Source organism: Micromonospora sp. RTGN7, from assembly GCF_033804645.1.
Lineage (GTDB): Bacteria > Actinomycetota > Actinomycetes > Mycobacteriales > Micromonosporaceae > Micromonospora.
In genome coordinates this window covers 192119-214537 of record NZ_JAPZLF010000009.1, presented here as the reverse complement: position 1 = coordinate 214537, position 22419 = coordinate 192119, and the positions used below count along the sequence as shown (strand labels likewise).

Genomic DNA, 22419 nt, shown 5'->3' with positions numbered 1-22419 from the left:
AATTTCTTCGAAAGGCGCGCGCGCTCGCTGTCACCCTAATGTTGGATAGTCGGCAGCAATTTCTCTCGACACAATGATAGAAATGCTCTGGGATGAACCGCTGCCGTCTGCCGCCGCGAATGTGCGGAGCTACGTCGCCATAATCCGACGGGCCCTGAAGAGTATCGATTCACGGCTCGGTGAGGCACTCCTGACCGTGCCAGGAAACGCCGCGGGGATGAAAGCATCCTATCGCTTGAATATCCAGGAGTTCATCGACGTGCACCGGTTCCGCAGGAGCTGCATATCGCCATCCTTCGGGGCGACGAAGTGACGATGCCACCGATGGGCATCGTGTGATGATGGAAGCGCCTACCGGCGCCCGCCGAGAGCTACCCGGCTGCTTCTCAGTTCGTCGAGAGCTCGCAGGACATGGCCGACGTCCGCCCTCACGTCTCCCGCTGTAGCAGCCAATAGTTCCGCCCGGCGACCCAACTCAGCGAAGAAGGAGGCGGTGACACCAGTGGTTGCGGCGACGATCCTGCCCACATCGGCGTCACTCAGCAGCAGTGATCTCCCGTAGAGGGCCAAGAGGCGGGCTCTGCCCGCCTCGTCCGGCGGCGGCACCTCGACCAGAAGGTCCACGCGTCCCGGGCGATGCACCAGTGCTTCCTCGACCGCTTCAAGCCGGTTCGTGGTGAGCAAAAAGGTAATGTCCGCATCGCCCCCTATCCCGTCCATCAGGTTCAGAACCTCAGCGAGGAAGGGGTTGGTCGAGGTAGTAGCTGATCGCTCGCGCCCTTGAGCGACCAGGTCCACGTCCTCGATTACGACGATGGCCGGCGCGAGGGTCCGGGCCAGCGCGCACGCTTCACGGATGAACTGCGCGGCGAACCCGGTAACAATCAGGATGGTTGCGGCCGGCGCCCTGCCGATCAGGTGTCGCAGCGTATGCGTCTTGCCGGTGCCCGGTGGACCATACAAGACAATGCCTCGCCTGAGCCGGTGCCCGGCGGCCTGAATGCGAGCCCGATGCTCAGTCGGCCCAATCACATGCCTGTGCAGGACTTCCAGCGCACCGGACGGCAGTATCACATCGGCCTCATCGACGTCCGGACGGTGGTGAAACCGAAGTGGACCCAGCCCGCCGGAGAAGTCATGTGGCTCGAACGAGAGGACCTGACCACGGAAGATGCTGCGCTCGACCGCCAGAGCACGGATGACATCCAAGAACTTCCTCGCCGCAGCCACGTCGGCGGTGAGCACCTCCAGTTGCACCTGCGACACACCGGTACGGCGCGCGCCGACACGCAGGAGGACGGCGAGGCGGTGACCCGACGAGGCGACTAACAGCAGTCCGAAACCTAGGCAGGTCATTTCGGTGTCGACCCCTGTCGGGACCGATACGTAGTCGACAGCGCCCACGTCGAACTGCTGATGACGGCCAGTGGCGTTCACGATGTCCGCCAAACCGTGGTGTTCGCGGTTGGCGCCGCTAATCCCCAGCAGGTCCGCTGTCGTTCCCGGCGCGTCGAGGTACGCGTCCAACGCCAACTGAATATTGGGGTGTTCAAACGCCGGGAATGATTCGGTCACCACCGGAAGGCCGTCTGGATTTCCCCCCAAGTGCGATTCGAGTCGTTGACGCAGCACCGAGGTCTCCTCAGGGGGGGCAAGCCGGGAGACCGCGGTCATGAATGCGCGGAACTGCCGACCAAAGTCGGCCGCATCAAAGTCGTCCGTCATCATGCGAGAGAGACTACCGCCTGACCGAACGGGGCACCGGACTGACCCCCCGGTCACATCGACTGCAAAGCGTGCGATTTCTGCGTTCAAACGAACATTGGCCCGGCGAGATTTCTAAATACGCGCCATATGCAGCCCTTATACACAGCCGTGACAGAGTTACCTCACTCGACCAAGGAATGGAGGCAGCATGAAGTTGCAATCAGCCATCGCGGGAGCGGCGTTGATCGCCGGCACGGTTCTCGCGGTAGCGGCGCCGGCGCAGGCGGCGATCAGTCAGACCCAGGACGGCACGACGTGTGTTCCCGACCACCGCGAATACCGCTGCTTGGACCAACTGCAGCGGAGGGAGCGGGACGTGGAAAATCTACGTCGAGTGTGACTGGCTGAACCCGCCCATGACTGTTGGCCGGGCCCAGAACAGCACGACCACCTACAGCGGCACCGACTGCTCGATCGGTGCCAGCAACGGTTGGATTACTTACGTGTAAGCGGCTGCTGTAACCTTCGATGAAGGAGTGTGGCTGCCAGCCACACTCCTTCACCTCTTGTTCATGAAATGAGAGAGTTTCGCATGAGTGTAGTGCTCGACGCGCTGTCCCAGGGCTATGGAACGTCGACTGTCATCGACAGTCTCAGCGTGGCACTGCGACCAGGGATCACCGCCCTGTTGGGCCCCAACGGGGCCGGCAAGACGACCCTGCTCCGCACCCTGGCGACGGTGATGCCACCGCGTAACGGTCGGATCCGTATCGATGATGTTGAGATCTCCGGGGAACGGTCCGCCCGGCGGGTTCGTGACCGGATCGGCTATCTGCCACAGGAGTTCGGCTTCGACCCGAAAATGACGGTCGCCGACTTCGTGACCTACGCGGCCTGGATGCGCGGGGTGCCGGCCACCCAGTGGCGGCGGTCGGTCGGCGAGGCATTGGAGATGGTCGACCTGACCGACCGGCGGCGGGCGAAGATGGGCAGCCTCTCCGGCGGCATGCGCAGACGCGCCGGTATCGCCTGGGCGGTCGTCGGGCGGCCTCGACTCGTACTCCTGGACGAACCCACGGTCGGCCTGGATCCTCGCCAACGGCTGCAGTTCCGGAAGATCATCTCAGGGCTTGGTGAGACGGTGGTGGTACTCAGCACGCACCTTATCGATGATGTCGCCGCAGTCTGTGACCGGGTGATCGTGATGCACGCTGGAGCCGCCCGCTTCGACGGTACGGTCGCGGAAATGGAAGCTCTGGGCCGCGACGGACTTCCTGGGCATTCCAGATTGGAACGGGCGTACATGCATCTACTGCCCGAGGGAGAGCAGCAGTTGTGAGCGGGCTGTGGCTGCACATCCGGAACTCGCCGATCCGCTGGGCCTTCCCCGTGCTCGTCGTCCTCGACGTGGCGGTGTTGTTCCTGCGTAACCGGTACTGGATCGGCGACTGGCCGGAGACCGGTGCTGCGGCACAGGTGCCGGCATACCTGCTCGGGACGGTCGGAGCCGGTGCGGCCGCTTGGGCGGCGAGCGCATCCACCCGACAGGGAGTCGAGGAGCAACTCAGGGCGGCGCGAGTCCACCCGGCACGTGTCGAGGCTTATCGGATCGCCGCCACCCTCTTTGTTCTGTTGGTTCCGTATCTGATCGGTCAGGCGGTGGCCTTCGCGGTGACCGCCCGCACGTTCCCGCCGGGCCTGCACCTATGGCTGGGCTATGTTGCGCTCGGCCTGTTCGCAATCCTGCTGGCCGTCGCCCTCGGCTGGGCGTGCGGTCGATTGCTCGGGCCAGTCTTCTCGGCCTTCACGGCGGCGTTGGGTTTCCTGTTCCTGACCGTGGGGCTGGGCCGCTTCGAATTCATCGTGGTGTCCGGCCGGCCGGAAGTTGCGGTCGATCCGATGCCGATGGCCCTTCGGCTGGGCCTGGTGGTGGCCCTGCTACTGATTATGCTGTGGCTGCCCGGCTCCGGGGCGCCGCGACAGCGTCGCCGCAGCGTCGCCGCGCTGCTCCCGGTAGCGCTGTCCCTCCTCCTGGTCATGGGCGCCACCGCGGCAGTGGCCGACCGCGAGCCGCCAGGTGACGACGCGATCTGCCTCGACGGCTCGATGAGGCTGTGCATCTGGCCCGAGCATGAGAAGTATCTTCCGCAGTTGCGGGAGATCAATGCACGCATCGATGAACTCCCGGATTCCTTCATTCGGCCACCACTCATAATTGAGGCCGGGCTTCACAAAAAGCAATTCATCGTCATTAACGGAAAAGAGTACCTCAATTATGCGGACGACCCGCCTTTTTTTTACGTCCTCGAGGGCAGCCCGTGGTCCTATGCCGGTGACATTGGCAGTGCAATCACCAGCAAGACTTTCGGGTTCCAGGACCTCCGGGCCTGCGATTGGATGAAGATCATCGAGCCTGACCAGGCTCGACTCGCGGCCATCAGCAAATGGATGGAGACCTATCTGGTGGGTGGGGGCCGCCCCGATTACCACACCAGTGCTTCCCAAGAGTCGCAACAGGCTTGGGCCAAGGGACGCGCCGTCGCCGCAGATCCCTCCCGCGCCAATCAGTTCCGGTGGGCCGAAGGAGAGGTGAGTGATCTCCGTGGACGTTACTGCCAGCCGAGAAACTGACCTCCCCGCGGCGACAAGCCCGCTCCGGCTGTTCCTCGCCGTCAGGCCGGCCCGAGCCGTCCTGGCCATCACGGTTCTGCTGGGCGCACTCGCCGCCTGGTTCGGCCTGATCCAGACACCGATCCCCACGTCCATCGAAGATGGTAAGGCGATTATTCCCCTGTGGCGCATGATCGCGATGGGAGCTGGCATACTGCCCGTCCTCGCGCTGACCAGCCCGCTCGCCGACCTGGAACTGGTGGCCACCCAACGGTTGCGGTCCATGCAACGGCGCTACCTCGCCGGCCTGAGTATCGGCTGCGCAGCGATCTACCTGGCCATCTGCGGGACCGTGCTGCACCCCGCAGTAGTCGCAATCATCGCCCGAGCGTGGATCGCCTGGTTCGGACTCGCCCTGCTCGCAGGAGCGATCCTGGGGTGGCGACTGGCCTGGACACTTCCGGCGGCGACCGCCGCCGTGCTCTGGTACTGGGGATACAGCGGAAGCCAGCATTACTACTGGTGGGAGTTCAGCGCACGGCCCCACAACGACCTGCCCAGCCTCTTCCTCAGCGCCGCGCTCCTAGCCGCCGGCCTCGTCGCCTACGCAGCGACCCCATGGCGTCGTCGACGCTGGACCTGGCGATTGCCAAGACCCAAACCCTCTCCCCCGACATCGACATCGACATCGACATCGACATAGGCCAACGTGAGACGGCGAGGGCAGCGGTCGCTGATGTCGGCGGAGTCGACCTCGCCCCGCCGCCTCCACCGGTCCGGCGGCGGAGGCGGCGGCTGGCCAGAGCTACCGGCGCTGCTGGCTCAGTGCGGGGACCAGGCGGGGTGCCGGCCCAGCCGGGCCAGGGCGCGGTCGAACGGGGAGGAGTTCGGCGGGGCGTCGACCGGTGCGGCGAAGGCACCCATCCGCTGGCCCGTGTCGCCCATCCGGTCCATGAACGCGTGCGCGACTGCGGTCGCGTCCGGGGCGGCCTCGAACGGCTGGCCGGTGGCCCGGGCCAGGTCCCAGGCGTGCACGGTGAGGTCGATCAGCCCCATCTCCCCGACGGTCTCCCGGGGCAGCCCCACCCTGGGCGAGACGCCCTCCAGCGCGGCCGGGTCCGCCCACGCCTCGATCAGCCGCTCGGTCTCGGCGGCGAACCGGTCCCGCCAGCCGTCGGTCAGCAGGTCGGTCTTGTCCCACTTCGCCGGGCGCTTGGCGGCCAACTCCTTGAAGTTGACCACCACCTGGTACAGGTGGTGCAGGAGGTCCCGCACGGAGTAGTCCGCGCACGGGGTCGGCAGGTCGAGCTGGTCGTCACGGATCGCCCGGACCACCGCGACGGCGCGCGGCGCGGCTTCCGCCAGGAGTTCACTAGTCTTCGTGGCCATAGGGGCAGCGTACGAAGGTGGTCTTGAAGAAATGCGACACCAGCCACGCGGGGACAGCCGGGGCATCCTCGACCCGCGCCGGCTGCTGCGCGACGTCCGCTTCCGCCGCAGGCTGCCCGCCGCCGCGCTGCGCTCGTACGTCGAGCTCTACTGGCTGATCGACTGGGAACTGGACGAGCCGTTCGAGCAGCGGGTACTCCCACAACCGGCGGTCAACGTGGTGTTCCAGCACAGCGGTGGCGACGGTCGGGAGACCGCCGAGGTGGCCGGCGTCGGCCGGGAGCTGTTCCGGATCACCCTGACCGACACCGGCGGGGTCAGCGGGGTGCAGTTCCGCCCGGGCGGCTTCCGGCCGTTCTGGCGGCGGCCGGTCGCCGAGCTGACCGGCGAGCGCCGCCCGCTCGCCGCCGGCCTCGTCGGTGGCAGGCGGCCCTGCGCCGGTACGGACGACGAGCGCTGCGCCGCCCTGGACGACCTCCTGCTCGCCTGGGACCCGCGCCCCGACCCGTCGACGGCGGAGGCGATGGCGCTGGCCGACGAGATCCGCGCCGACCGGGGCGTGCTGCGGGTCGACGACCTGGCTCGGCGGCACGGGACCAGCACCCGGCGGCTGCAACGGCTCTTCCTCGACCACGTGGGCGTCGGCCCGAAGTGGGTGATCCGGCGGTACCGGGTCCAGGAGGCGATCGAGCAGGCCGCTGGGGGGCCGGTGGACTGGGCGGCCCTCGCCGCCGACCTCGGCTACGCCGACCAGGCCCACCTGGTCCGCGAGTTCACCGCCGCCACCGGGATCTCCCCGACCGCGTATACCCGGTCGCTAAGCCGGCCGGCGTCAGCCCGGTGAGGAGCCTTCCTAACGCCTCCGGCGGCGGAGGGCGACCACGGCGACGTCGTCGTTGATCTCGGTGGGGGCCAGCTCGACCAGCAGCCGCTGGCAGAACGCGTCCAGGTCGTCGTCCACCACCTCGGCGCAGCGGGCCAGGGCCGCCAGGCCCTCGTCGATGTCGGTGTCCCGCCGCTCGATGAGCCCGTCGGTGTAGAGCACCAGCGTGGCCCCGGCCGGCAGCACGAACTCCAGGTCGTCGGGGCGGGGTGCGCGGACGCCGAGCAGCGGGGCCGAGTGCTGGACGTACTCCACCACACCGTCCAGGTTGATCAGCGCCGGCAGGTGGCCGGCGCTGGCCAGCCGGACCTGGCCGGAGTTCGGTTCCAGCAGCAGCAGGCAGAGGGTGGCCAGCTCGTTGGGGAGCAGCGTGCGCATCAGCTCGTTGACCCGGTGCAGGATCGCTCCCGGCTGGTGCCCCTCGACGGCGTACGCGCGTACCGCGTGCCGCAGCTCCGCCATCACCGTCGCGGCGTGCAGGGAGTGCCCGGCGACGTCACCGATCGCCATCAGCAGGTGGCCGTCGAGCATCACCAGCTCGTAGAAGTCGCCGCCAACCTCGGTCTGGGCGCTGGCCGGCTCGTACCGGACGGCGAGGTCGAGCCCCGCGATCTCCGGGATCCGCCGGGGCAGCAGGCTGCGCTGGAGGGTGACCGCGATGCGGTGCTCCTCGTCGAAGGAGCGTTGCGCCTCCACCGCCGCCGCCACCGCCTGGGCGACCTGCACCAGCACCGGCGTCCCGGCGGTCTGGCTGCCCGTCGGCACCACCACGTAGAGCGGAGCCCGGTCCTCACGCAGCTTCGCCGCGGCCACGGTCACCTGGTCGCCAACCGGCCAGTCGACCAGGTTCCAGTTGGCGGGATCGTCCACCCGCACCGTGGAACCGGTGGGCACCCCGGTGTCGTCGACCACCCACGGGACGATCCGGGGCTCGTCCCCCGGGCCCGCCGAGACCCCGGCGAGGCAGTCGCCCTCGAAGGTCTCGGCGATCACCGCTGCCGGGCCCTTGAAGATCCGCGCGGCACCGGCCGCCGCCGCCTCAAGCAGGCGGGTGAAGTTCGGCGCGGCGTGCACCGCGACGGTCGTCTCGGCCAGCCCGGTGAGCCGCTCGGCGAGCAGCTCGGCGCGCTGCCGGGCCCGGTAGTACCGCAGTACCGCATGGGCGGTGGCGCCCAGTTCCTCCGGCTCGATCGGCTCGGCCAGGTAGGCGTCCGCGCCCCGGGTCAGCCCCTGGGCCCGATCCGCCACGTCGACGGCGTGCGCCGACACGTGGACCACCGGCATCGCCGGGTACGCCTTCTTGATCCGTTCGCAGACCTCGAACCCAGTCATGTCAGGCAGCTTGACGTCGAGCACGACCAGGTCGATCGGGTCCACCCCGACCCGGGCCAACGCCTCCCCCCCGGTCTCCGCCTCCAACGTCGCGAAGCCGGCCCGGCTGAGCCAGCTCACCAGCAGGTAGCGCTTCGTGTGGCTGTCGTCGACCACCAGCACGGTCGCCGGACCGCCCTCCACGATCATGCTCCGCGCGCCGGTAGGGTGACGGTGAATGTGCTGCCCCGCCCCGGCTCGCTGGTCAGCTCCAGGGTGCCGCCGAGCAGTCGCACCACCCGCCGCGAATACGGCAGGCCGAGGCCGGTGCCGCCGATCCGGGTGCTCCCCGGCACCTGGTAGAACTCCTCGAAGATCCGCTCGTGCAGCTCCGGGGCGATGCCGGCGCCGGTGTCGGAGACCGACAGCCACCACCGCTCGTCGCGGATCTCCGCCCACAGCCGGATCTCGCCCCGATCGGTGAACTTCAACCCGTTGTGCAGCAGGTTACGCAGCACCTGGGCAAGCAGCACCTCGTCGCACCGCACCGTCCCCGGCGGCGGCGGGTCCTCCACCACCAGCTCCACGTCCGGCTTCGTGGACAGCGCCCGCATGGTGCCGCGGAGCTGGCCGAAGACCGCCCGCAGATCCACCTCGGTCCAGTTCGGCTCCAATCGCCCGGACTCCGCCTTGGCCAGGTCGAGCAGCTCGTTGACCAGGCCGAGCAGGTCGGTGGCCGAGGACCGGATCAGCCCGACCTGCTGGGCCTGCTCGTCGGTGAGCGGGTCGGACGCGGAGTCGGCGAGCAACCGGCTCAGCCCGATGATCGCGGTCACCGGGGCACGCAGCTCGTGGCTGACGTTGGCCAGGAACCGACTTTTCGACTCGCTGGCCGTGCCGAGCTGAGCGGACTTCTCGTCCAGCTCGGCGTAGAGCGCCACGACGCCCCGATTGGTCTCCTCCAGCTCCTCGGTGAGCTGGTTGTAGAGGGCCATCACGCCCCGGTTGGTCTCCTGGAGCTCCTCGTTGAGCACGGCCAGCTCGTCCCGCTGGCTGCGCACCTCGTCCAGGGCCGAGACCAGCTGCTCGTTCTGCAGGGCGAGCTCGTCCAGGGCACTGCCGGGGGCGCTGTTGCCGAGCTCGGTGCGCAGCTCCGCCAGCCGCTCCAGGGTCAGCGCCTGCGCGTTCGCCGGGACACGTCGGGACATCCTCACGACCGTATCGCCCTCCCGATGCACGACGCCCAACATGTCCACCAGACGCGCCACCGCGCCCGAGTGCGGCTCGTACCGTCCGTCGGGCAGCGGGCGCATCGGGGCCAGGTCCACCCGCACCTGAGACGGGCCGTACGCCTCAAGGTCGACGGCGAAGGTCACGTCCGCCCCGCCGACGACGCGCAGCAGGTCCCGGGCCACCTCGCTGAGTGCGGTGGCGAGCCGGACCTGGTCCTGGTGCTCCAGGCCGACCGCCGCGGCCACCTCCCGGCCCCGCTGTCGGACCACGAAGATGTCGTGCTCGACCCGCAACGCCATCTGGAACAACGGCAGGCTGCCTGCCGGCCTGGTCACTGCGGTGCCCGGGCAACCAGGACGCAGGCGTCGTCCCGACGCAGTCCGGCGTCGCGCAGCAGGGTCGCTGCCATCACCAGCGGCGTCCGCGACCCCAGCCCGGGGTAGTCGTCGAACTGCCAACGGTCCACCACCCCGTCACTATGCATCACCAGGGCCGCCCCGGAGGGGAAGGCGTAGTCGTACTCGCGGACGACGGGTCGTTGGTGGCCGGCGATCCCCGGCAGGGAGACTAGCCCCCGCCGCCGCTCGCCCTCGACCACCACGGCCGCGGAGATGTTGCCCAGCCCGGCGTACCGGAGCAGCCCGGCGTCCGCGACCACCTCGGCGACGGCCAGCGCCGCGCCCCGGGTGTGCGACATCGCCCGGTGCAGGTGCTGCACCACCACCGCGGGCGATGCGGCCGGGGCGGACCGGAACGCGGCCAGCGCCGCGTCGGTGGCCGCCGCTGCCAGCGGGCCGTGCCCGAGGCCGTCGGAGACCAGCACCTGGTGCCGCCCCTCGACGACGCGGACGGCGTACCCGTCGCCGCTGACCGACTCACCGGCGAGGGGCCGGGTCAGCGCCGCGGTCCAGGACTGCTCCGGGACGGGCCCCCGCGGCCAGACCTGCACGGCGAGGACGGTGCCCTTGCCGGGCAGCGAGTAGCCGTCGAACCAGTCTGCCTGCCGCATGATCGCGCCGAGTCCGATACCGAGCGTCCCCGCGGTGGAGTGCCCGTCCCGCGAGGAGACGGTCAGATCGGCCATCCCCGGCCCGGAGTCGATGGCGATCAGCTCGACGCCGGCCTGGTCGCCCCGGCGCACCGGGCGCAGCAGCAGCACCCCGTTGTCGGCGTGCTTGATCAGGTTGCTGGTCAGCTCGGCGGCGACGATGGCCAGGTCGGCGATGCGGGTCTCGCCGATGTCGAGCTGGTGGCCCAGCCGCTCGGCGGCCCGCCGGACCGCGCTGCCGCTTTCGAACCCGAACCACAGGCCGTGGTCGGACATGGCTTCGATGGTCATCGGGACCATTTGGTGATCGTGATGCGGGTGCCACGGCCCGGGCCGGTGTCGATGTCGAACTCGTCGACCAACCGTCGGGTGCCGCTGAGGCCGAGGCCGAGGCCACCGCCGGTGGTGTAGCCGTCGGTGAGGGCAAGGTCCAGGTCGGCGATGCCGGGGCCCTCATCGGCGAAGACGATCCGTACGCCGCGCCGCAGGCCGTTGTCCACGCTGGTCACCTCGGCGGTGCCGCCCCCGCCGTACACCAGGGTGTTGCGGGCCAGCTCGCTGGCGGCGGTGACCACCTTGGTCTGGTCGACCAGGGAGAGCCGGGCCGCCACCGCCACCGTCCGTACCAGTTGGCGGACCCGCACCACGTCCTCGTCGCTCCGGATCGCCTGCGCCTGCGGGTGGCTCAGGTCGAAGCCTGCGGTCATCTCCTGGCCGTCGTCTCGTCGTCCGGTTCCTCGGCGATGTCGTAGTCGTACTCGTCGGGCCGGGTCGACGCGATCAGTTCCATGCCCCGCTCGACGTTCAGCGCGGTGCGGATGCCGTTCAGCGACAGGCCCAGCTCGACCAGGGTGATGGCGACGGCGGGACGCATCCCGACCACCACGGTCTCGGCGTCGAGCACCCTGGAGATCGACGCGATGGTGGAGAGCATCCGGCCGACGAACGAGTCGACGATGTCCAGCGCCGTGATGTCGATGATCACACCGTGGCAACCGGTGGCGACGATCCGCTCGGCAAGGTCCTCCTGGAGCATGACCGCCGTCTGGTCGGACATGTCGAGCTGGATCGAGACGAGCAGGATGTCGCCGATCTTCAGGACCGGCACCCGCTCCATCAGGACTCCCGGCGGGGGTGCCGCCGGGAGGACTCCACCCCGGCCAGCCGCAGCACGTGGCGCAGCGCGTCGGCGAGGCTGGCCTTCGTGGCGATGTCGCCGAACTCGATGCCGAGTGCCACGATGGTTTGGGCGATCTGCGGGCGGATGCCGGAGATGATGCATTCGGCACCCATCAGCCGGGCCGCCACGACTGTCTTGAGGATGTGCTGGGCGACCTGGGTGTCCACCGCCAGCACGCCGGTGATGTCGATGATCGCGTACGGGGAGCCGGTGTCGACCAGGGTCTGGAGCAGCCGCTCCATCACCACTTGGGCCCGGGCCGAGTCGAGCGTGCCGACCAGCGGCACGGCCACCACGCCCTCCCAGATCTTGACCACGGGGGTGGAGAGCTCGAGAAGCTGCTCGGCCTGGTCGGCGATCAGGCTCTCCCGGGTCCGCACGAAGCTCTCGACGGTGAAGAGCCCCATCTGGTCGACCAGGGAGGTGAAGGCCACGTAGTCGCGGATGCTGTCGGTGCCGCCGGACTCCATCAGCTCCCACAGGACGTCCTTGAAGGCGTACACGCTGACCGCCGTCTCGCTGGCGGTGAAGCCCTGCCGGGCGCGCCCCCGGGAGATCTCGGCCAGCACGGCGCGCAACTCTCCGGCCGACTCGTTCTCCAGGTCCAGCGTGCCGCCCTGACCCGCGGCCACCATGCCACGGTGTAGATCCTGCACCTGACGGCGCAACTCCGCCTGGCTGAGTCGGCCACGCAGCGACGCGGCGGTGATCTCCGTCCAACGCTGTGTGATCCGCTCGGCGTGCTCGCTCAGCAGACCGGTGAGCCGACCGCTTTCTTCCGCGTTCAACGCCATTGAATCCTCCCTCTGACCTGGACCGGCCGGACTCTACCACCGGGTACCGAACAACTAGTTGTCACATGACAAAGAGATGCTGCTCACCTCGGGGTGGCACTCCCGTTCTGCGCCGGGCCCCGGTCGTGGGATACCGTTCCACCGATAAACAGGAGGTCCGAATGTCCTTGACGGTGCACACGGAACAGCGCGGCGACGTGGTCGTCGTGTCGGTCGCGGGCGAGCTCGACATGGCGACGGCACCGCAGCTCCAGGACCAGATCACGGATCAGCTCGACAAGGGTCGCAGCCGGCTCGTCTTCGACCTGGCCGACGTCTCGTTCTGCGACTCGACCGGGCTCTCCGTGTTCGTTCGCGCCAAGAACAGCTGCGACGAGGCCGGCGGCGTGGTCCGGTTGGCCGCCCCGCAGCGCGGGGTGCTGCGCATCCTGGAGGTCAGCGGGCTGGTCGAGGTGCTGCACACGTACCCGACGGTCGACCAGGCCGTCGCCGGCGAGCCCACGCCCGCCTCCTCCTGACCGGTCCGCTCAGCGCTCGTCCTCGATGAACCGGGGCCGGGCGATCACCAGGCCCGCGCCCGTCTGCACGACCAGGGCCGCCAGCAGGAACCCGATCGGCGCGGTCCACCCGCCGGTCGCCTCGTAGAGGATGCCGACCAGCAACGGGCCGAGCGCGGCGATCACGTACCCGGTGCTCTGCGCGAAGGCGGAGAGCGCGACGGTGCCCTCGGCCGTGCGGGCGCGCAGCCCGATGGTGGTCAGGATCAGCGGGAAGGCGCCCTGCCCGAGGGCGAGCAGGGCGATCCAGAGCAGCGCCGCGTCGTGCGGTGCGATCGCCAGCCCCAGGTAGGCCGTCGCCGAGAAGGCGGTCAGCCCGAGCACCAGCGGGCGCAGTGTCCGCATCCGCCCGGCGAGCGTCGGCATCAGCAGCGCCACCGGCACGCCGAGCGCGGTCACCCCGGCCAGCAGCAGCCCCGCCGTCTCCGGCGCGAAGTCGGCGTCCCGGAAGAGCTGGGCCAGCCAGCCCATGATCGCGTAGCCGCTCAGCGACTGCGCCCCGAAGTAGACCGCCATGGCCCAGCCGAGCCGGGTCCGCTCGGGCCGGATCCGGGCCGACCTGGGGGCAGCCACCGTCGGGCCTGCGCTGCGGCGGGCGGCGCGGGCCCGCAGTGCCAGCGGCACCCACGGGACTACGGCCACCGCGGCCAGCCCGGCCCACACCCCGAGCCCGGCCCGCCACGAGCCGAACGCGTGCGCCACCGGCACCGCCGATGCGGCGGCCACCGTCGTGCCCACCGTCAACGCCATCGTGTACGCCCCGGTGACCAGCCCGGTGCGGTGCGGAAAGTGCTGCTTCACCAGCATCGGCAGCAGAATGTTGGCCACCGCGATGCCGGCCAGCGCGAGCGCGCTGGTGGCCACGAAGACCACCGTCGAGTCGGTGACCACCCGGAGCACCTGGCCGACGGCCAGGGACAGCATGGCGACCACCAGCACCCGGGCGGGGGCGTACCGGCGGACCAGCCACGGGGTGAGCGCCCCCAGCGCGGCGAACGCGATCGTCGGCAGGGTGGTGACGACGCCGGCCATCGTCCCGGAGAGCCCGAGGCCGGTGCGGACCTCGTCGAGCAGGGCACCGAGGCTGGTCACGGCGGCGCGCAGGTTCAGCGCGACCAGCAGCATGCCGACCAGCACCAGCAGCCCACCGGTCGCCGGCCGCTGCGCCGGGACCGGCGCTGGTCCGACGCCGGAAGCCGGGGCGGGCTCGCCGGGGGCCCTGGTGGGTGCGGTGCCGGAGCCGGCGGTGGCGGTTGGTGGCGGCGTCATGACCTCGAACCTACAATCATGGGATGAATTACGGACCGGTGGTGTAACCAGTGACACCGCCCGCGCATTCCGCACCCGTGCCGCCCCGCGGTCACCGGGTCCGGCAGACGATCGAGCAGCTCCGGTCCCGCATCCTCGGCGGCGAGTGGCCGGTGGGCGCGCGCATCCCGACCGAGCCACAACTGGTCGCCGCACTTGGGGTGGGGCGCAACACCATCCGGGAGGCGGTCCGCGCCCTGGTACACGCCGGGGTGCTGGAGCCCCGGCAGGGCTCCGGCACGTACGTGGTGTCGACCGACGAGCTGGCCCCTGTGGTGGCCCGTCGGCTCACCGAGGACCGGATGACCGAGGTGATCGAGGTGCGCCGCGCCTTCGAGGTGGAGGCCGCCCGGCTCGCCGCGCTGCGGCGTACCCCCGGGGACCTGGCCGCCCTCGACGCCGCGCTCGCCGCCCGGGAGGCCGCCTGGCACGGCGGCCGGGTCGACGAGTTCGTCGAGGCCGACGCGGCGCTGCACACGGCGGTGGTGGCCGCCGCCCACAACGCCATGCTCGCCGAGCTGTACGCCTCGGTGGGCGCGGCACTGCGCAGCACGATCAACCAGGCGATGGGCGACGCGTTGGAGCCGGATCGGTACGTCGACCACACCCGACTGGTGGACGCGATCCGCGCCGGCGACCCGATCTCGGCAGCGCGCGAGGCCGGTGCTTTTCTGGAACCCTCCCCAGGGGAATAGGTTGCCCCGGACGGTAAACCGGATACCACGGGAGTACGAATGCTCAAGGGCTTCAAAGACTTCATCATGCGCGGAAACGTCGTCGACCTCGCGGTCGGCGTCGTCATCGGCGCCGCGTTCACGGGCGTGGTCACCAAGCTGACCGAGTCGTTCCTGGAACCCCTGGTCAGGGTGATGATCGTGCTGATCACCGGCAACAAGGACGGCGTCAGCGGCTCGACCCCGAAATTCAGGGAGATCCCGTTCGACTGGGTGGCCTTCGTCAACGCGGCGATCACCTTCGCGCTGACCGCGGCGGCGCTGTACTTCCTGGTCGTCTACCCGATGAACAGGCTCGCCGAGCGGCGCAGGCGCGGCGAGGAGCCGCCGCCGGCCGCCCCCAGCGAGGAGGTCAAGCTGCTCACCGAGATCCGTGACGCGCTGGTCGCCGCCGGCCACGCCACCCCGGGCCAGCAGCGGGGTGCCCTGGACGACGTGCTCGGCCGCCGCCCGGAGCCCCCGGCCCCGCGCTGAGCCCCCCGGGACACCGGCCCCCGCGCCGGCCCGCCCGGCAGCACATCGGCCCCCACGGGATTCCCGTGGGGGCCGTACCATCTTCGTACACATGTTCGATATGGTCCCGTCATGGAGCAGCGGAAGCACTGGTGGAACGGCAAGTGGGGGCGGCTGGCGCGGCGGGATGTCTTCCTCCGGGTGAACGGCGACCGGTGGCACGTCGAGCAGCGGGCCGGCGGCGCCGAGGGCGTCTCCCAGTTCTACGAGTACCCGAGCGTCGAGGAGGCGGAGGAGACCGTCCGCGCACTGCTCGCCGGGGCCGACGGCTGGCGCGAGCTGTCCCCCCGCCCGCCGGGCGCGTGGCAGCCGACACCCGACGCACGCCCCTGACCGGGGCGGTGTTTAGCCGGCGGGCGGCCCGGGAACCGCGCCAGGATGGAGCAGCAGGGCACCGATCAGCAGGCGACCATCTCCCGCATCACCACCGGGATGCCGGTGGTCGACGTGACCGGGGCGGAGGTCGGCACCGTGGACCTCGTCCAGCGGGGCGACCCGAATGCGGTGACCGTGCAGGCGCCCGCCGCGGACCCCGGCGGCAGCCTGGACGAGTTGATCGAGTCGGCGGCGGTCGAGGAGCCGGACGTGCCGGCCGACCTGGCCGCCCGCCTGCTGCGCAGCGGTTACCTCAAGGTCACCACCGATCTCGCCCCGACCGGCGCGGTCTACGTACCGGCCGACCAGATCGCCGCCGTCGCCGACGGACGGGTACGCCTCGACGTCCCCGCCACGAGCCTTCCTCCGCAGGAGTGAACCCCCGCCGTCAGCCGGTCCTCTTCACCGAGCCGGCTCGGAGGCCGGGGTCGGCTCGGAGGCCACAGCCGGCTCGGCAGCCGGGGTCGGCTCGGCAGCCGGGGTCGAGCGGCGGCGGAAGAGCAGCAGCATCAGCCAGCCTGCGAGCAGACCCCAGAACGCGCCGCCGATGCCCAGCAGGCTCACCCCGGAGGCGGTGACCACGAAGGTGACCACTGCCGCCTCACGGGCCTGCGGGTCGGCGACGGCCGCCGACACCGCGCCGGCCAGCGCGGCGAGGAGCGCGAGCCCGGCCACCGCCTCGATCAGCACGGGCGGGGAAAGCAGTACCAGCGTGGTGGCGAGGCCCGCGCCGAGGCCGAGCAGGGCCAGTCCCACCCCGGCGGTGACCGAAGCGACCCAGCGGCGCTCGGGGTCCGGATGGGCGTCCGGGCCGGCGGCCAGCGCGGCGGTGATCGCGGCCAGGTTGACCGCGTGCCCGCCGACCGGGGCACCCAGGGCGCTGGCCAGGCCGGTGACCCGCAGCGCCGAACCGAACGGCGGGTGGTAGCCGTAGCCCCGCAGCACCGCCATTCCGGGAACGTTCTGCGCGGCCATGGTGACCAGGAAGAGGGGAATCGCCAGCCCGACCACCGCCGGTACCGTCCACTCGGGCGCGGTGAGGGCGAACACCGGCCGGAAGCCGTCCGCGCCGATCCTGCCGGGCGTGGTCAGGGCGATGGCGACCGCGGCCACCACCAGCGCGGCCGGCACCGCCCAGCGGCGGGCGAACCGGTGCAGGACCAGCCAGGTGAGGACCACCGGCGCGGCCAGTCTCGGCACCTCGACCAGGGCGCGGACCGGCGCGGTGCACAGCGGCAGGAGGACCCCGGCCAGCATCGCGCTGGCGATCGGGCCGGGAATGGCGGCCACCGCCCGGCCAAGCGCCGGGAAGAGGCCGGCGGAGACGATCAGCGCCCCGCACACGACGAACGCGCCGACTGCGGCCGGCCAGCCGCCGGGGACGGGGCCGGTGGCCACCAGCAGCGCCGCGCCGGGGGTGGACCAGGCGACTGCCATCGGCAGCCGGTGCCGCAGCCCCAGCCACACCGCGCAGAGCCCGGAGAGGACGCTGACCGCGAGCAGCCCCGAGGCGGCCTGGTTCTCGTCGGCGCCGACCGCCCGCAGCCCGGCGAGCACCACGGTGAACGAGCTGGCGAAGCCGACGAGCGCGGTCACCACCCCGGCCAGCACGGGTTGCAACAGGCCCGCCACGCTTCCCCCCTCACCGTTCCGTCTACGGAACGAAAACGTGTAGGACGATAGCGGCATGGAGCCCCCTGCACCATCCCGGGCGCGGGCAGTCGACACCGACACCGTCGGCTGCCGGGTCCGCGCCCTGCGCAAGGAGCGGGAAATGTCGTTGTCCGCCCTGGCCCGGCTCGCCGGAGTGGGAAAGGCCACTCTCTCCGGCCTGGAGAACGGCACCCGCAACCCCACCCTGGAGACGCTCTATGCGATCACCGCGCAACTCGGGGTGCCACTGACCGCCGTGCTCGCCGGGCCGGCAACGACCCCGACGGTTCGCGGCGCGGCGGTCAGCGCCACCCTGCTGGAGGTCTTCACCGAGGCGGGCTCGACGTACGAGTTGTACCGGATGCGGGTGTCCCCCGGGGTCGCGCAGGTCTCGCCCGCGCACCAGCCCGGGGTCACTGAGCACGTCACGGTCTTCGCCGGGGTGCTCCGCGCCGGGCCGGTGGACGCCCCGCTGACCGCCGGGGTCGGCGGCCACCTGCGCTGGGCCTCCGATGTGCCACACGGCTACGCGGCCGTCGGCGACGAGGAGGTCTGGGCGAGTCTTCTGCTGCGCTACCCGCGCCGCTGAAGCCGGCCGCCGTCACGCGTCACATGATTCTTTTCGCTCCGACCCCGCAGTGCATAGCGACGAAGGCGGGTCTTCTTGGCAAGCTTGTCGTATGACGCTGATCTTCCGCTCGGCCATCCTCAACGACGTCGGCCTCGTGCGGACCAACAACGAGGATTCCGCCCTCGCCGGTAACCGTCTGGTCGCGGTCGCTGACGGGATGGGTGGCCTGCCGGCCGGTGAGGTGGCGAGTGAGATCGTCATCCGCATCCTCGACGAACTGGACCCGCCCGCAAGCACCGAGGGGGCCGCCGACGCGCTGCGGGCTGTGGTGAGCACCGCCAACCAGCGCATCCGGGCCGCCATCTCCGTCGATCCGGCCCGCGAGGGCATGGGTACGACGCTCACGGCCGGCCTGCTCGCCGGCGACGTCCTGGTCCTCGCCCAGGTCGGCGACTCCCGCTGCTATCTGCTGCGGGACAATGCGATGACCCAGCTCACCCGGGACGACACGTTCGTCCAGTCGCTGGTCGACCAGGGCACGCTCTCCCCGGGCCAGGCCCGGCACCACCCGCAGCGGTCGCTGGTGACCCGGGCCGTGCAGGGCGCGGACGCGCCCCCGGCGATCGGCACGCTCACCGTCGTCGCCGGCGACCGGTTGCTGTTGTGCAGCGACGGCCTCTCGGACTACGTCGACGACGGCGCGATCGCCGCCGTGCTGGGCCTGTACGGCGACCCCAAGCTCTGCGGCGAGCAGTTGGTGAAGCTCGCCCACCAGGCGGGGGCGCCGGACAACGTCACCGTCATCGTCTCTGACGTCACCGCGCTCTGACGTCACCGCGCTCCCCGGCGCGCCGCCACCAGCCTGCCCGGTCGGCGCGTCCGGGGTCGGCAATGGGGTTGCGGCGGGCCGGCGGGCCGGGTTGGGATGGGGAATGAACATCCGGCGGGTGACCAACGAGGAGCGGCTCTCCACCGCCTTCCCGCTCCAGGCGTACGCCTTCGAGGCGTCCCCCAAGCGACCCGAGCAGGCTGAGGATTTCCGCCGCGTCCTGCCGTACGCGGCGGCCAACCGCACCCTGGTCGTGACGGAGGGCGACGAGACCGTCGCGGTGGCCTCCGCCATCCCGATGCGGCAGAACCTGCGCGGGGTCGTGCTGCCGATGGCCGGCGTCGCCGGGGTGACCACCCACCCGCTGGCCCGCCGGCACGGGCACGTCCGCGCCCTGCTGCACCAGCTTCTCGACGAGATGCGCGACGAGGGGCACCCGGTGAGCGCGTTGTACCCGTTCCGCGCCTCGTTCTACGAGCGCTTCGGCTACGTCGGACTGCCCCGGGCGCGTACGGTCACCCTCTCGCCGGCCGGCCTGGCCCCGCTGCTGCGCGCAGACCTGCCCGGCGAGCTGACCTGGGAACGGACCGGCACCGGGTACGCGGCCCACCGGGCATTCACCGAGCGTTGCCTCGCCGAACGGCACGGCTTCGCGATCTTGCCCGAGACCCGGGCGGTGTGGCTGCGCGACGAGGACGACCGGTGGCTGGTCACCGCCCGCCGGGACGGGGCGACGGTCGGCGTGCTGACGTACCGGATCGACGACCACGACGGCGAGTTGGTCGGCGGCCCCCTGCTGGCCGCCGACCCGTACGCCCGGGCCCTGCTGTTGCAGTTCCTCGCCCGGCACGTCGACCAGGTCGCCCGGGTCTCCCTACAGGTGGCCGCCGACGAGCTGCCCGAGCTGTGGCTGACCGACCTGGACGTGCACGTCGAGGCCCGGATCGCGGGGCCCGGGTCGCCGGCGCCGATGGCCCGGCTGCTCTCGCTGGACGCGCTGGCCGGTCTTCCGGCCGGGCCGGCCCGGGTTCGGGTCGAGCTGACCGGGGACCGCTGGCTGGCCGGCACCCACCTGCTCGACGGCGCCACCGGCCACCTGGAGCTGGTCGAAGACGTCTCCTCCGCCGCCGCGCCGACCGCGACGCTCACCGCGGCCGGGCTCTCCGCCCTGGCATACGGGGTGCTCGACCCGGCGGAGGTGGACGTGCGCGGCCTCGGCCGGGTGCCGGCGGACGCCGCCGCCGAGCTGCGTCGCCTCTTCCCGCGCCGGCTCCCCTACCTGCACGCGGAGTTCTGACCCCGTTTCGCCCCCGGGGGTGCCCGGGTAGCGTCCTACGCATGCCGGAGTGGTTGCAGGCGGGTGGGTGGGGTCTGCTGGCCGGGTCGGCCCTGCTGCTCGGGGCCGCTCTGGGCTGGTTCGTGGCGGTCCCGCGCCGGGTCGTCGCGTCCGTGATGGCCTTCGGTGCGGGGGTGCTGCTCTCCGCAGTGTCCTTCGATCTGATCGCCGAGGCGCACGAGCAGGGCGGGCTGCTGCCCACCGCGATCGGGGCGGCGGGCGGCGCCCTGGCGTACACCGGGGCGAACGCCCTGCTGGCCCGGCGGGGCGCGCGGCACCGCAAGCGCTCCGGCGACCTACAGCCCTCGGAGAATGAGCAGCCCGGCTCCGGGTCGGCGATCGCCGTCGGCGCGCTGCTCGACGGCATCCCAGAGTCGGTGGTGATCGGCGCGAGCCTGCTCACCGGCGGCCCGGTCAGCGTGGTCACGGTGGCCGCGGTCTTCCTCAGCAACGTTCCGGAGGGGCTGTCCAGCGCGACGGGAATGCGTCAGGCCGGCCGAACCCGCCACTACGTCCTCGCCCTGTGGGCCGGGATCGCCCTGGTGAGCGGCCTCGCGGCGGTGGCCGGGTACACCCTGTTGGGCGACGCGCCACCGGAGGTACTCGCCTCGATCACCGCGCTGGCGGCCGGCGCGATCCTCGCCATGATCACCGACACCATGATCCCCGAGGCGTTCGAGGACGCCCACCTGCTGGTCGGCCTGATCACGGTGCTGGGCTTCCTGGTGGCGTTCGCCCTCTCCCACTCCTGACCCGGGCGGAGAACTGCCCAGCCGGCGTTGACCGGTTGCCGCCGGGCCCGCCAGCTCAGCGCCGCCGCGCAACAGCGGGGCGGCGGCCGGGGCTGTCGTTGGCCGGGGGCTGACAGGCTAGTTTGCTCGGATGAGTCTTCTCGATGACGTCGCGAGGCGTGACAGTTGGCGATGCTGGGTGTGCGACGAGCCGGTCGACGCCGACATGTCGGTGAACGACCCGCGTGGTCCCAGCGTCGACAGCCGCACCGCCGACAAGAAGGCCAAGGTCGTCGAGCGGCTGGCGCACCGCGCCTGTAACACCCGCAAGGGCGCGGTCAAGGTGGTCATCGCCTGGCCGGACCGTCTGCACGTGGTGGAGCCCGCGCCGCTGATCGCCGTCGCCGAACGACTCGAACGCAAGGGTGGCCGTGAGCTGGTCGCCCGCTGTGCGAGCAAGAAGGACGCCCAGGAGGCGGCCGACTGGCTGGTCGACCGGTTCTCCCGGCTGGTGCCCGGACTGCCGGTGACCGCAAGCGTCGACGCAGGCGGCGGACAGTACCTCGTCGCCCTGGCCACCGGCCGCCGCTGACCGGTGGCCCTGATCGGCGGGCCGCCGATCAGGGCAGCGAGCGGCTCGAACGTTCTCAGCGGCTGATCAGAAGGGGGGTGCGTCCTCGCCCATCAGCGCGAGCACGACGCCTCCCTTCCCGCTCTTGAGGCTCTGGACCACGACCTTGCCGGTGCTGCCGTCGGGCAACTCCAACGTAAAGGTCTTCCCGACCGCGTTCTTGGGGCCATTGCCGGCGCTGTTGGCGGGTCGGAAGTCACCTGCCCACGGCGGGGTCCCACCCTTACGGGCGGGCTCGGCGAAGAGTGCGGCGGTGCCAGGGGTCCTGGTGCCGTCCGAGGAAAGAAGCACTGAGGCGCTGCGATAGGTAGCCATATGCGCCAAGGATATCCCGAACTGGCGAACATGCGGGGATCGCCGAGGACCGACAGCCGAGCACGTACCAGGAGGAACGAGTGCTGATCATCGCCGGGACGCTCCACCTCGCCCCTGCTGACCGCGAGCAGTACCTGGCCGCCGTCGCCGACGTCGCCCGGCGGGCGCGATCCGCGCCGGGTTGCCTCGACTTCGTCCAGTCGGCGGACCCCCTCGACCCGCAGCGGATCAACGTCTACGAGCGGTGGGAGTCCGACGAGGATCTACACCGCTTCCGCGACGGCGGCGGACCGGATCCGCAGACCCCGGCGATCCGGTCCGCGGACGTCGGCAAGTACCGGATCGCCGGAGTCGAGTCGCCGTAGGGCCACTGGCCGAGGGTAGCTGCGAGTTATGGGCGGGCACCGTCGGTCTTGAGGCTGCCGGTGAAGGCGGTCCACGCAGCCGGGTCGAAGCTCAGCGTCCCGGCGGCGGGGGCCTTGGAGTCGCGTACGTCGACCCGAGCGCCTCGGTCGCGCACCTCGACGCACTGACCGTTGTTGCCCGAGCGGCTCGACTTGTGCCAGGTGTTGCGTTCCATGCTTGCTCAGCTCCTTGCTGAACTTGATCTACTCGACTGGTTAGGTCTAGGCGTCGTTGATCCGTTCATTTGCCGGGTGCAGTAATGGCTACCCGCACCCGGCAGACGAGTTAGGCGTCGAGCTTTCCAGC

Annotated in this window: 28 protein-coding genes; 16 read left to right on the top strand and 12 right to left on the bottom strand. The window is 70.8% G+C overall.

Going from position 1 to position 22419, the window contains the following annotated elements:
• Window positions 1-351 precede the first annotated feature (351 nt).
• The gene (locus tag SNR22_RS16115) at window positions 352-1728 is read right to left on the bottom strand and encodes an ATP-binding protein (protein WP_320067380.1); all 1377 of its coding nucleotides are present in this window, start codon (window positions 1726-1728) and stop codon (window positions 352-354) included.
• A 187-nt stretch (window positions 1729-1915) separates the two neighbouring features.
• Between SNR22_RS16115 and SNR22_RS16110 the strand changes: the two genes are divergently transcribed.
• From SNR22_RS16110 to SNR22_RS16095, 4 genes are all read left to right on the top strand, one after another.
• Window positions 1916-2107, top strand: coding sequence for a hypothetical protein (locus SNR22_RS16110; protein ID WP_320067379.1), 192 nt, complete (start codon window positions 1916-1918; stop codon window positions 2105-2107).
• A gap of 192 nt (window positions 2108-2299) precedes the next feature.
• Window positions 2300-3046 carry an ATP-binding cassette domain-containing protein gene (locus SNR22_RS16105; RefSeq protein WP_320067479.1) on the top strand — a complete coding sequence of 249 codons (747 nt, stop codon included), beginning with the start codon at window positions 2300-2302 and terminating at the stop codon, window positions 3044-3046.
• Entirely contained in the window at window positions 3043-4338 is a 1296-nt protein-coding gene (locus tag SNR22_RS16100) for a hypothetical protein (protein ID WP_320067378.1), read from the top strand. Before SNR22_RS16105 ends, SNR22_RS16100 begins: the two co-directional genes overlap by 4 nt.
• A complete protein-coding gene (locus SNR22_RS16095; RefSeq protein WP_320067377.1) occupies window positions 4301-5020 on the top strand; it encodes a hypothetical protein in 720 nt (239 codons plus the stop codon). The genes SNR22_RS16100 and SNR22_RS16095 overlap by 38 nt, the downstream gene beginning before the upstream one ends.
• Before the next feature lie 119 nt (window positions 5021-5139).
• Here the strand turns inward: SNR22_RS16095 and SNR22_RS16090 are convergent, their stop codons facing one another.
• Window positions 5140-5706 carry a TIGR03086 family metal-binding protein gene (locus tag SNR22_RS16090; protein ID WP_320067376.1) on the bottom strand — a complete coding sequence of 189 codons (567 nt, stop codon included), beginning with the start codon at window positions 5704-5706 and terminating at the stop codon, window positions 5140-5142.
• A 31-nt stretch (window positions 5707-5737) separates the two neighbouring features.
• On the opposite strand from SNR22_RS16090, the gene SNR22_RS16085 reads away from it, so the two are divergent.
• A complete protein-coding gene (locus SNR22_RS16085) occupies window positions 5738-6550 on the top strand; it encodes an AraC family transcriptional regulator (RefSeq protein ID WP_320067375.1) in 813 nt (270 codons plus the stop codon).
• Between the two features lie 9 nt (window positions 6551-6559).
• On the opposite strand, the gene SNR22_RS16080 is transcribed toward SNR22_RS16085, so the two are convergent.
• From SNR22_RS16080 to SNR22_RS16055, 6 genes are read right to left on the bottom strand one after another with little or no spacing between them, the layout of a single operon-like run.
• The gene (locus SNR22_RS16080) at window positions 6560-8110 is read right to left on the bottom strand and encodes a SpoIIE family protein phosphatase (protein WP_320067374.1); all 1551 of its coding nucleotides are present in this window, start codon (window positions 8108-8110) and stop codon (window positions 6560-6562) included.
• The gene (locus SNR22_RS16075) at window positions 8107-9432 is read right to left on the bottom strand and encodes a sensor histidine kinase (RefSeq protein WP_320067478.1); all 1326 of its coding nucleotides are present in this window, start codon (window positions 9430-9432) and stop codon (window positions 8107-8109) included. Before SNR22_RS16075 ends, SNR22_RS16080 begins: the two co-directional genes overlap by 4 nt.
• Before the next feature lie 32 nt (window positions 9433-9464).
• Entirely contained in the window at window positions 9465-10481 is a 1017-nt protein-coding gene (locus tag SNR22_RS16070; RefSeq protein ID WP_413775645.1) for a SpoIIE family protein phosphatase, read from the bottom strand.
• Window positions 10469-10888 carry an ATP-binding protein gene (locus SNR22_RS16065; RefSeq protein WP_320067372.1) on the bottom strand — a complete coding sequence of 140 codons (420 nt, stop codon included), beginning with the start codon at window positions 10886-10888 and terminating at the stop codon, window positions 10469-10471. Before SNR22_RS16065 ends, SNR22_RS16070 begins: the two co-directional genes overlap by 13 nt.
• Window positions 10885-11298 carry an STAS domain-containing protein gene (locus SNR22_RS16060; protein WP_320067371.1) on the bottom strand — a complete coding sequence of 138 codons (414 nt, stop codon included), beginning with the start codon at window positions 11296-11298 and terminating at the stop codon, window positions 10885-10887. Before SNR22_RS16060 ends, SNR22_RS16065 begins: the two co-directional genes overlap by 4 nt.
• Window positions 11298-12155: an STAS domain-containing protein gene (locus SNR22_RS16055; RefSeq protein ID WP_320067370.1), complete on the bottom strand. Its 858-nt coding sequence runs from the start codon at window positions 12153-12155 to the stop codon at window positions 11298-11300. The genes SNR22_RS16060 and SNR22_RS16055 overlap by 1 nt, the downstream gene beginning before the upstream one ends.
• 161 nt (window positions 12156-12316) lie before the next feature.
• Here SNR22_RS16055 and SNR22_RS16050 point away from each other — a divergent pair, with 161 nt between their 5' ends.
• Window positions 12317-12673: an STAS domain-containing protein gene (locus SNR22_RS16050; RefSeq protein WP_320067369.1), complete on the top strand. Its 357-nt coding sequence runs from the start codon at window positions 12317-12319 to the stop codon at window positions 12671-12673.
• 9 nt (window positions 12674-12682) lie between these two features.
• On the opposite strand, the gene SNR22_RS16045 is transcribed toward SNR22_RS16050, so the two are convergent.
• On the bottom strand, window positions 12683-13981 hold the full coding sequence (locus SNR22_RS16045) for an MFS transporter (protein ID WP_320067368.1): 1299 nt from the start codon (window positions 13979-13981) through the stop codon (window positions 12683-12685).
• A 50-nt stretch (window positions 13982-14031) separates the two neighbouring features.
• On the opposite strand from SNR22_RS16045, the gene SNR22_RS16040 reads away from it, so the two are divergent.
• From SNR22_RS16040 to SNR22_RS16025, 4 genes are all read left to right on the top strand, one after another.
• Entirely contained in the window at window positions 14032-14715 is a 684-nt protein-coding gene (locus tag SNR22_RS16040) for a FadR/GntR family transcriptional regulator (protein ID WP_320067367.1), read from the top strand.
• A 39-nt stretch (window positions 14716-14754) separates the two neighbouring features.
• A complete protein-coding gene (gene mscL, locus SNR22_RS16035; protein WP_320067366.1) occupies window positions 14755-15228 on the top strand; it encodes a large conductance mechanosensitive channel protein MscL in 474 nt (157 codons plus the stop codon).
• Window positions 15229-15339: 111 nt separating this feature from the next.
• Entirely contained in the window at window positions 15340-15600 is a 261-nt protein-coding gene (locus tag SNR22_RS16030; RefSeq protein WP_320067365.1) for a hypothetical protein, read from the top strand.
• Between the two features lie 45 nt (window positions 15601-15645).
• Window positions 15646-16020 (top strand): hypothetical protein, encoded by a 375-nt coding sequence (locus SNR22_RS16025; RefSeq protein ID WP_320067364.1) that lies wholly within the window; start codon window positions 15646-15648, stop codon window positions 16018-16020.
• 24 nt (window positions 16021-16044) lie between these two features.
• Here SNR22_RS16025 and SNR22_RS16020 read toward each other — a convergent pair whose 3' ends face one another.
• Window positions 16045-17274, bottom strand: coding sequence for a benzoate/H(+) symporter BenE family transporter (locus SNR22_RS16020; RefSeq protein ID WP_320067363.1), 1230 nt, complete (start codon window positions 17272-17274; stop codon window positions 16045-16047).
• A 55-nt stretch (window positions 17275-17329) separates the two neighbouring features.
• Here SNR22_RS16020 and SNR22_RS16015 point away from each other — a divergent pair, with 55 nt between their 5' ends.
• The 5 genes from SNR22_RS16015 (at window position 17330) to SNR22_RS15995 (ending at window position 21354) form a co-directional block, all read left to right on the top strand.
• Window positions 17330-17884, top strand: a complete 555-nt coding sequence (locus SNR22_RS16015) for a helix-turn-helix domain-containing protein (RefSeq protein WP_320067362.1) — start codon at window positions 17330-17332, stop codon at window positions 17882-17884.
• A gap of 91 nt (window positions 17885-17975) precedes the next feature.
• Window positions 17976-18695, top strand: a complete 720-nt coding sequence (locus SNR22_RS16010; protein ID WP_320067361.1) for a PP2C family protein-serine/threonine phosphatase — start codon at window positions 17976-17978, stop codon at window positions 18693-18695.
• 103 nt (window positions 18696-18798) lie between these two features.
• Window positions 18799-19992, top strand: a complete 1194-nt coding sequence (gene eis, locus SNR22_RS16005; protein ID WP_320067360.1) for an enhanced intracellular survival protein Eis — start codon at window positions 18799-18801, stop codon at window positions 19990-19992.
• Between the two features lie 41 nt (window positions 19993-20033).
• Entirely contained in the window at window positions 20034-20783 is a 750-nt protein-coding gene (locus SNR22_RS16000; protein WP_320067359.1) for a ZIP family zinc transporter, read from the top strand.
• A 130-nt stretch (window positions 20784-20913) separates the two neighbouring features.
• Window positions 20914-21354: a hypothetical protein gene (locus tag SNR22_RS15995; protein WP_320067358.1), complete on the top strand. Its 441-nt coding sequence runs from the start codon at window positions 20914-20916 to the stop codon at window positions 21352-21354.
• 66 nt (window positions 21355-21420) lie between these two features.
• On the opposite strand, the gene SNR22_RS15990 is transcribed toward SNR22_RS15995, so the two are convergent.
• Window positions 21421-21708 carry a hypothetical protein gene (locus SNR22_RS15990; RefSeq protein ID WP_074310625.1) on the bottom strand — a complete coding sequence of 96 codons (288 nt, stop codon included), beginning with the start codon at window positions 21706-21708 and terminating at the stop codon, window positions 21421-21423.
• 80 nt (window positions 21709-21788) lie between these two features.
• On the opposite strand from SNR22_RS15990, the gene SNR22_RS15985 reads away from it, so the two are divergent.
• Window positions 21789-22073, top strand: a complete 285-nt coding sequence (locus tag SNR22_RS15985; protein WP_320067357.1) for an antibiotic biosynthesis monooxygenase family protein — start codon at window positions 21789-21791, stop codon at window positions 22071-22073.
• A 26-nt stretch (window positions 22074-22099) separates the two neighbouring features.
• Here SNR22_RS15985 and SNR22_RS15980 read toward each other — a convergent pair whose 3' ends face one another.
• Window positions 22100-22288, bottom strand: a complete 189-nt coding sequence (locus SNR22_RS15980; protein WP_320067356.1) for a DUF397 domain-containing protein — start codon at window positions 22286-22288, stop codon at window positions 22100-22102.
• Between the last annotated feature and the right edge of the window lie 131 nt (window positions 22289-22419).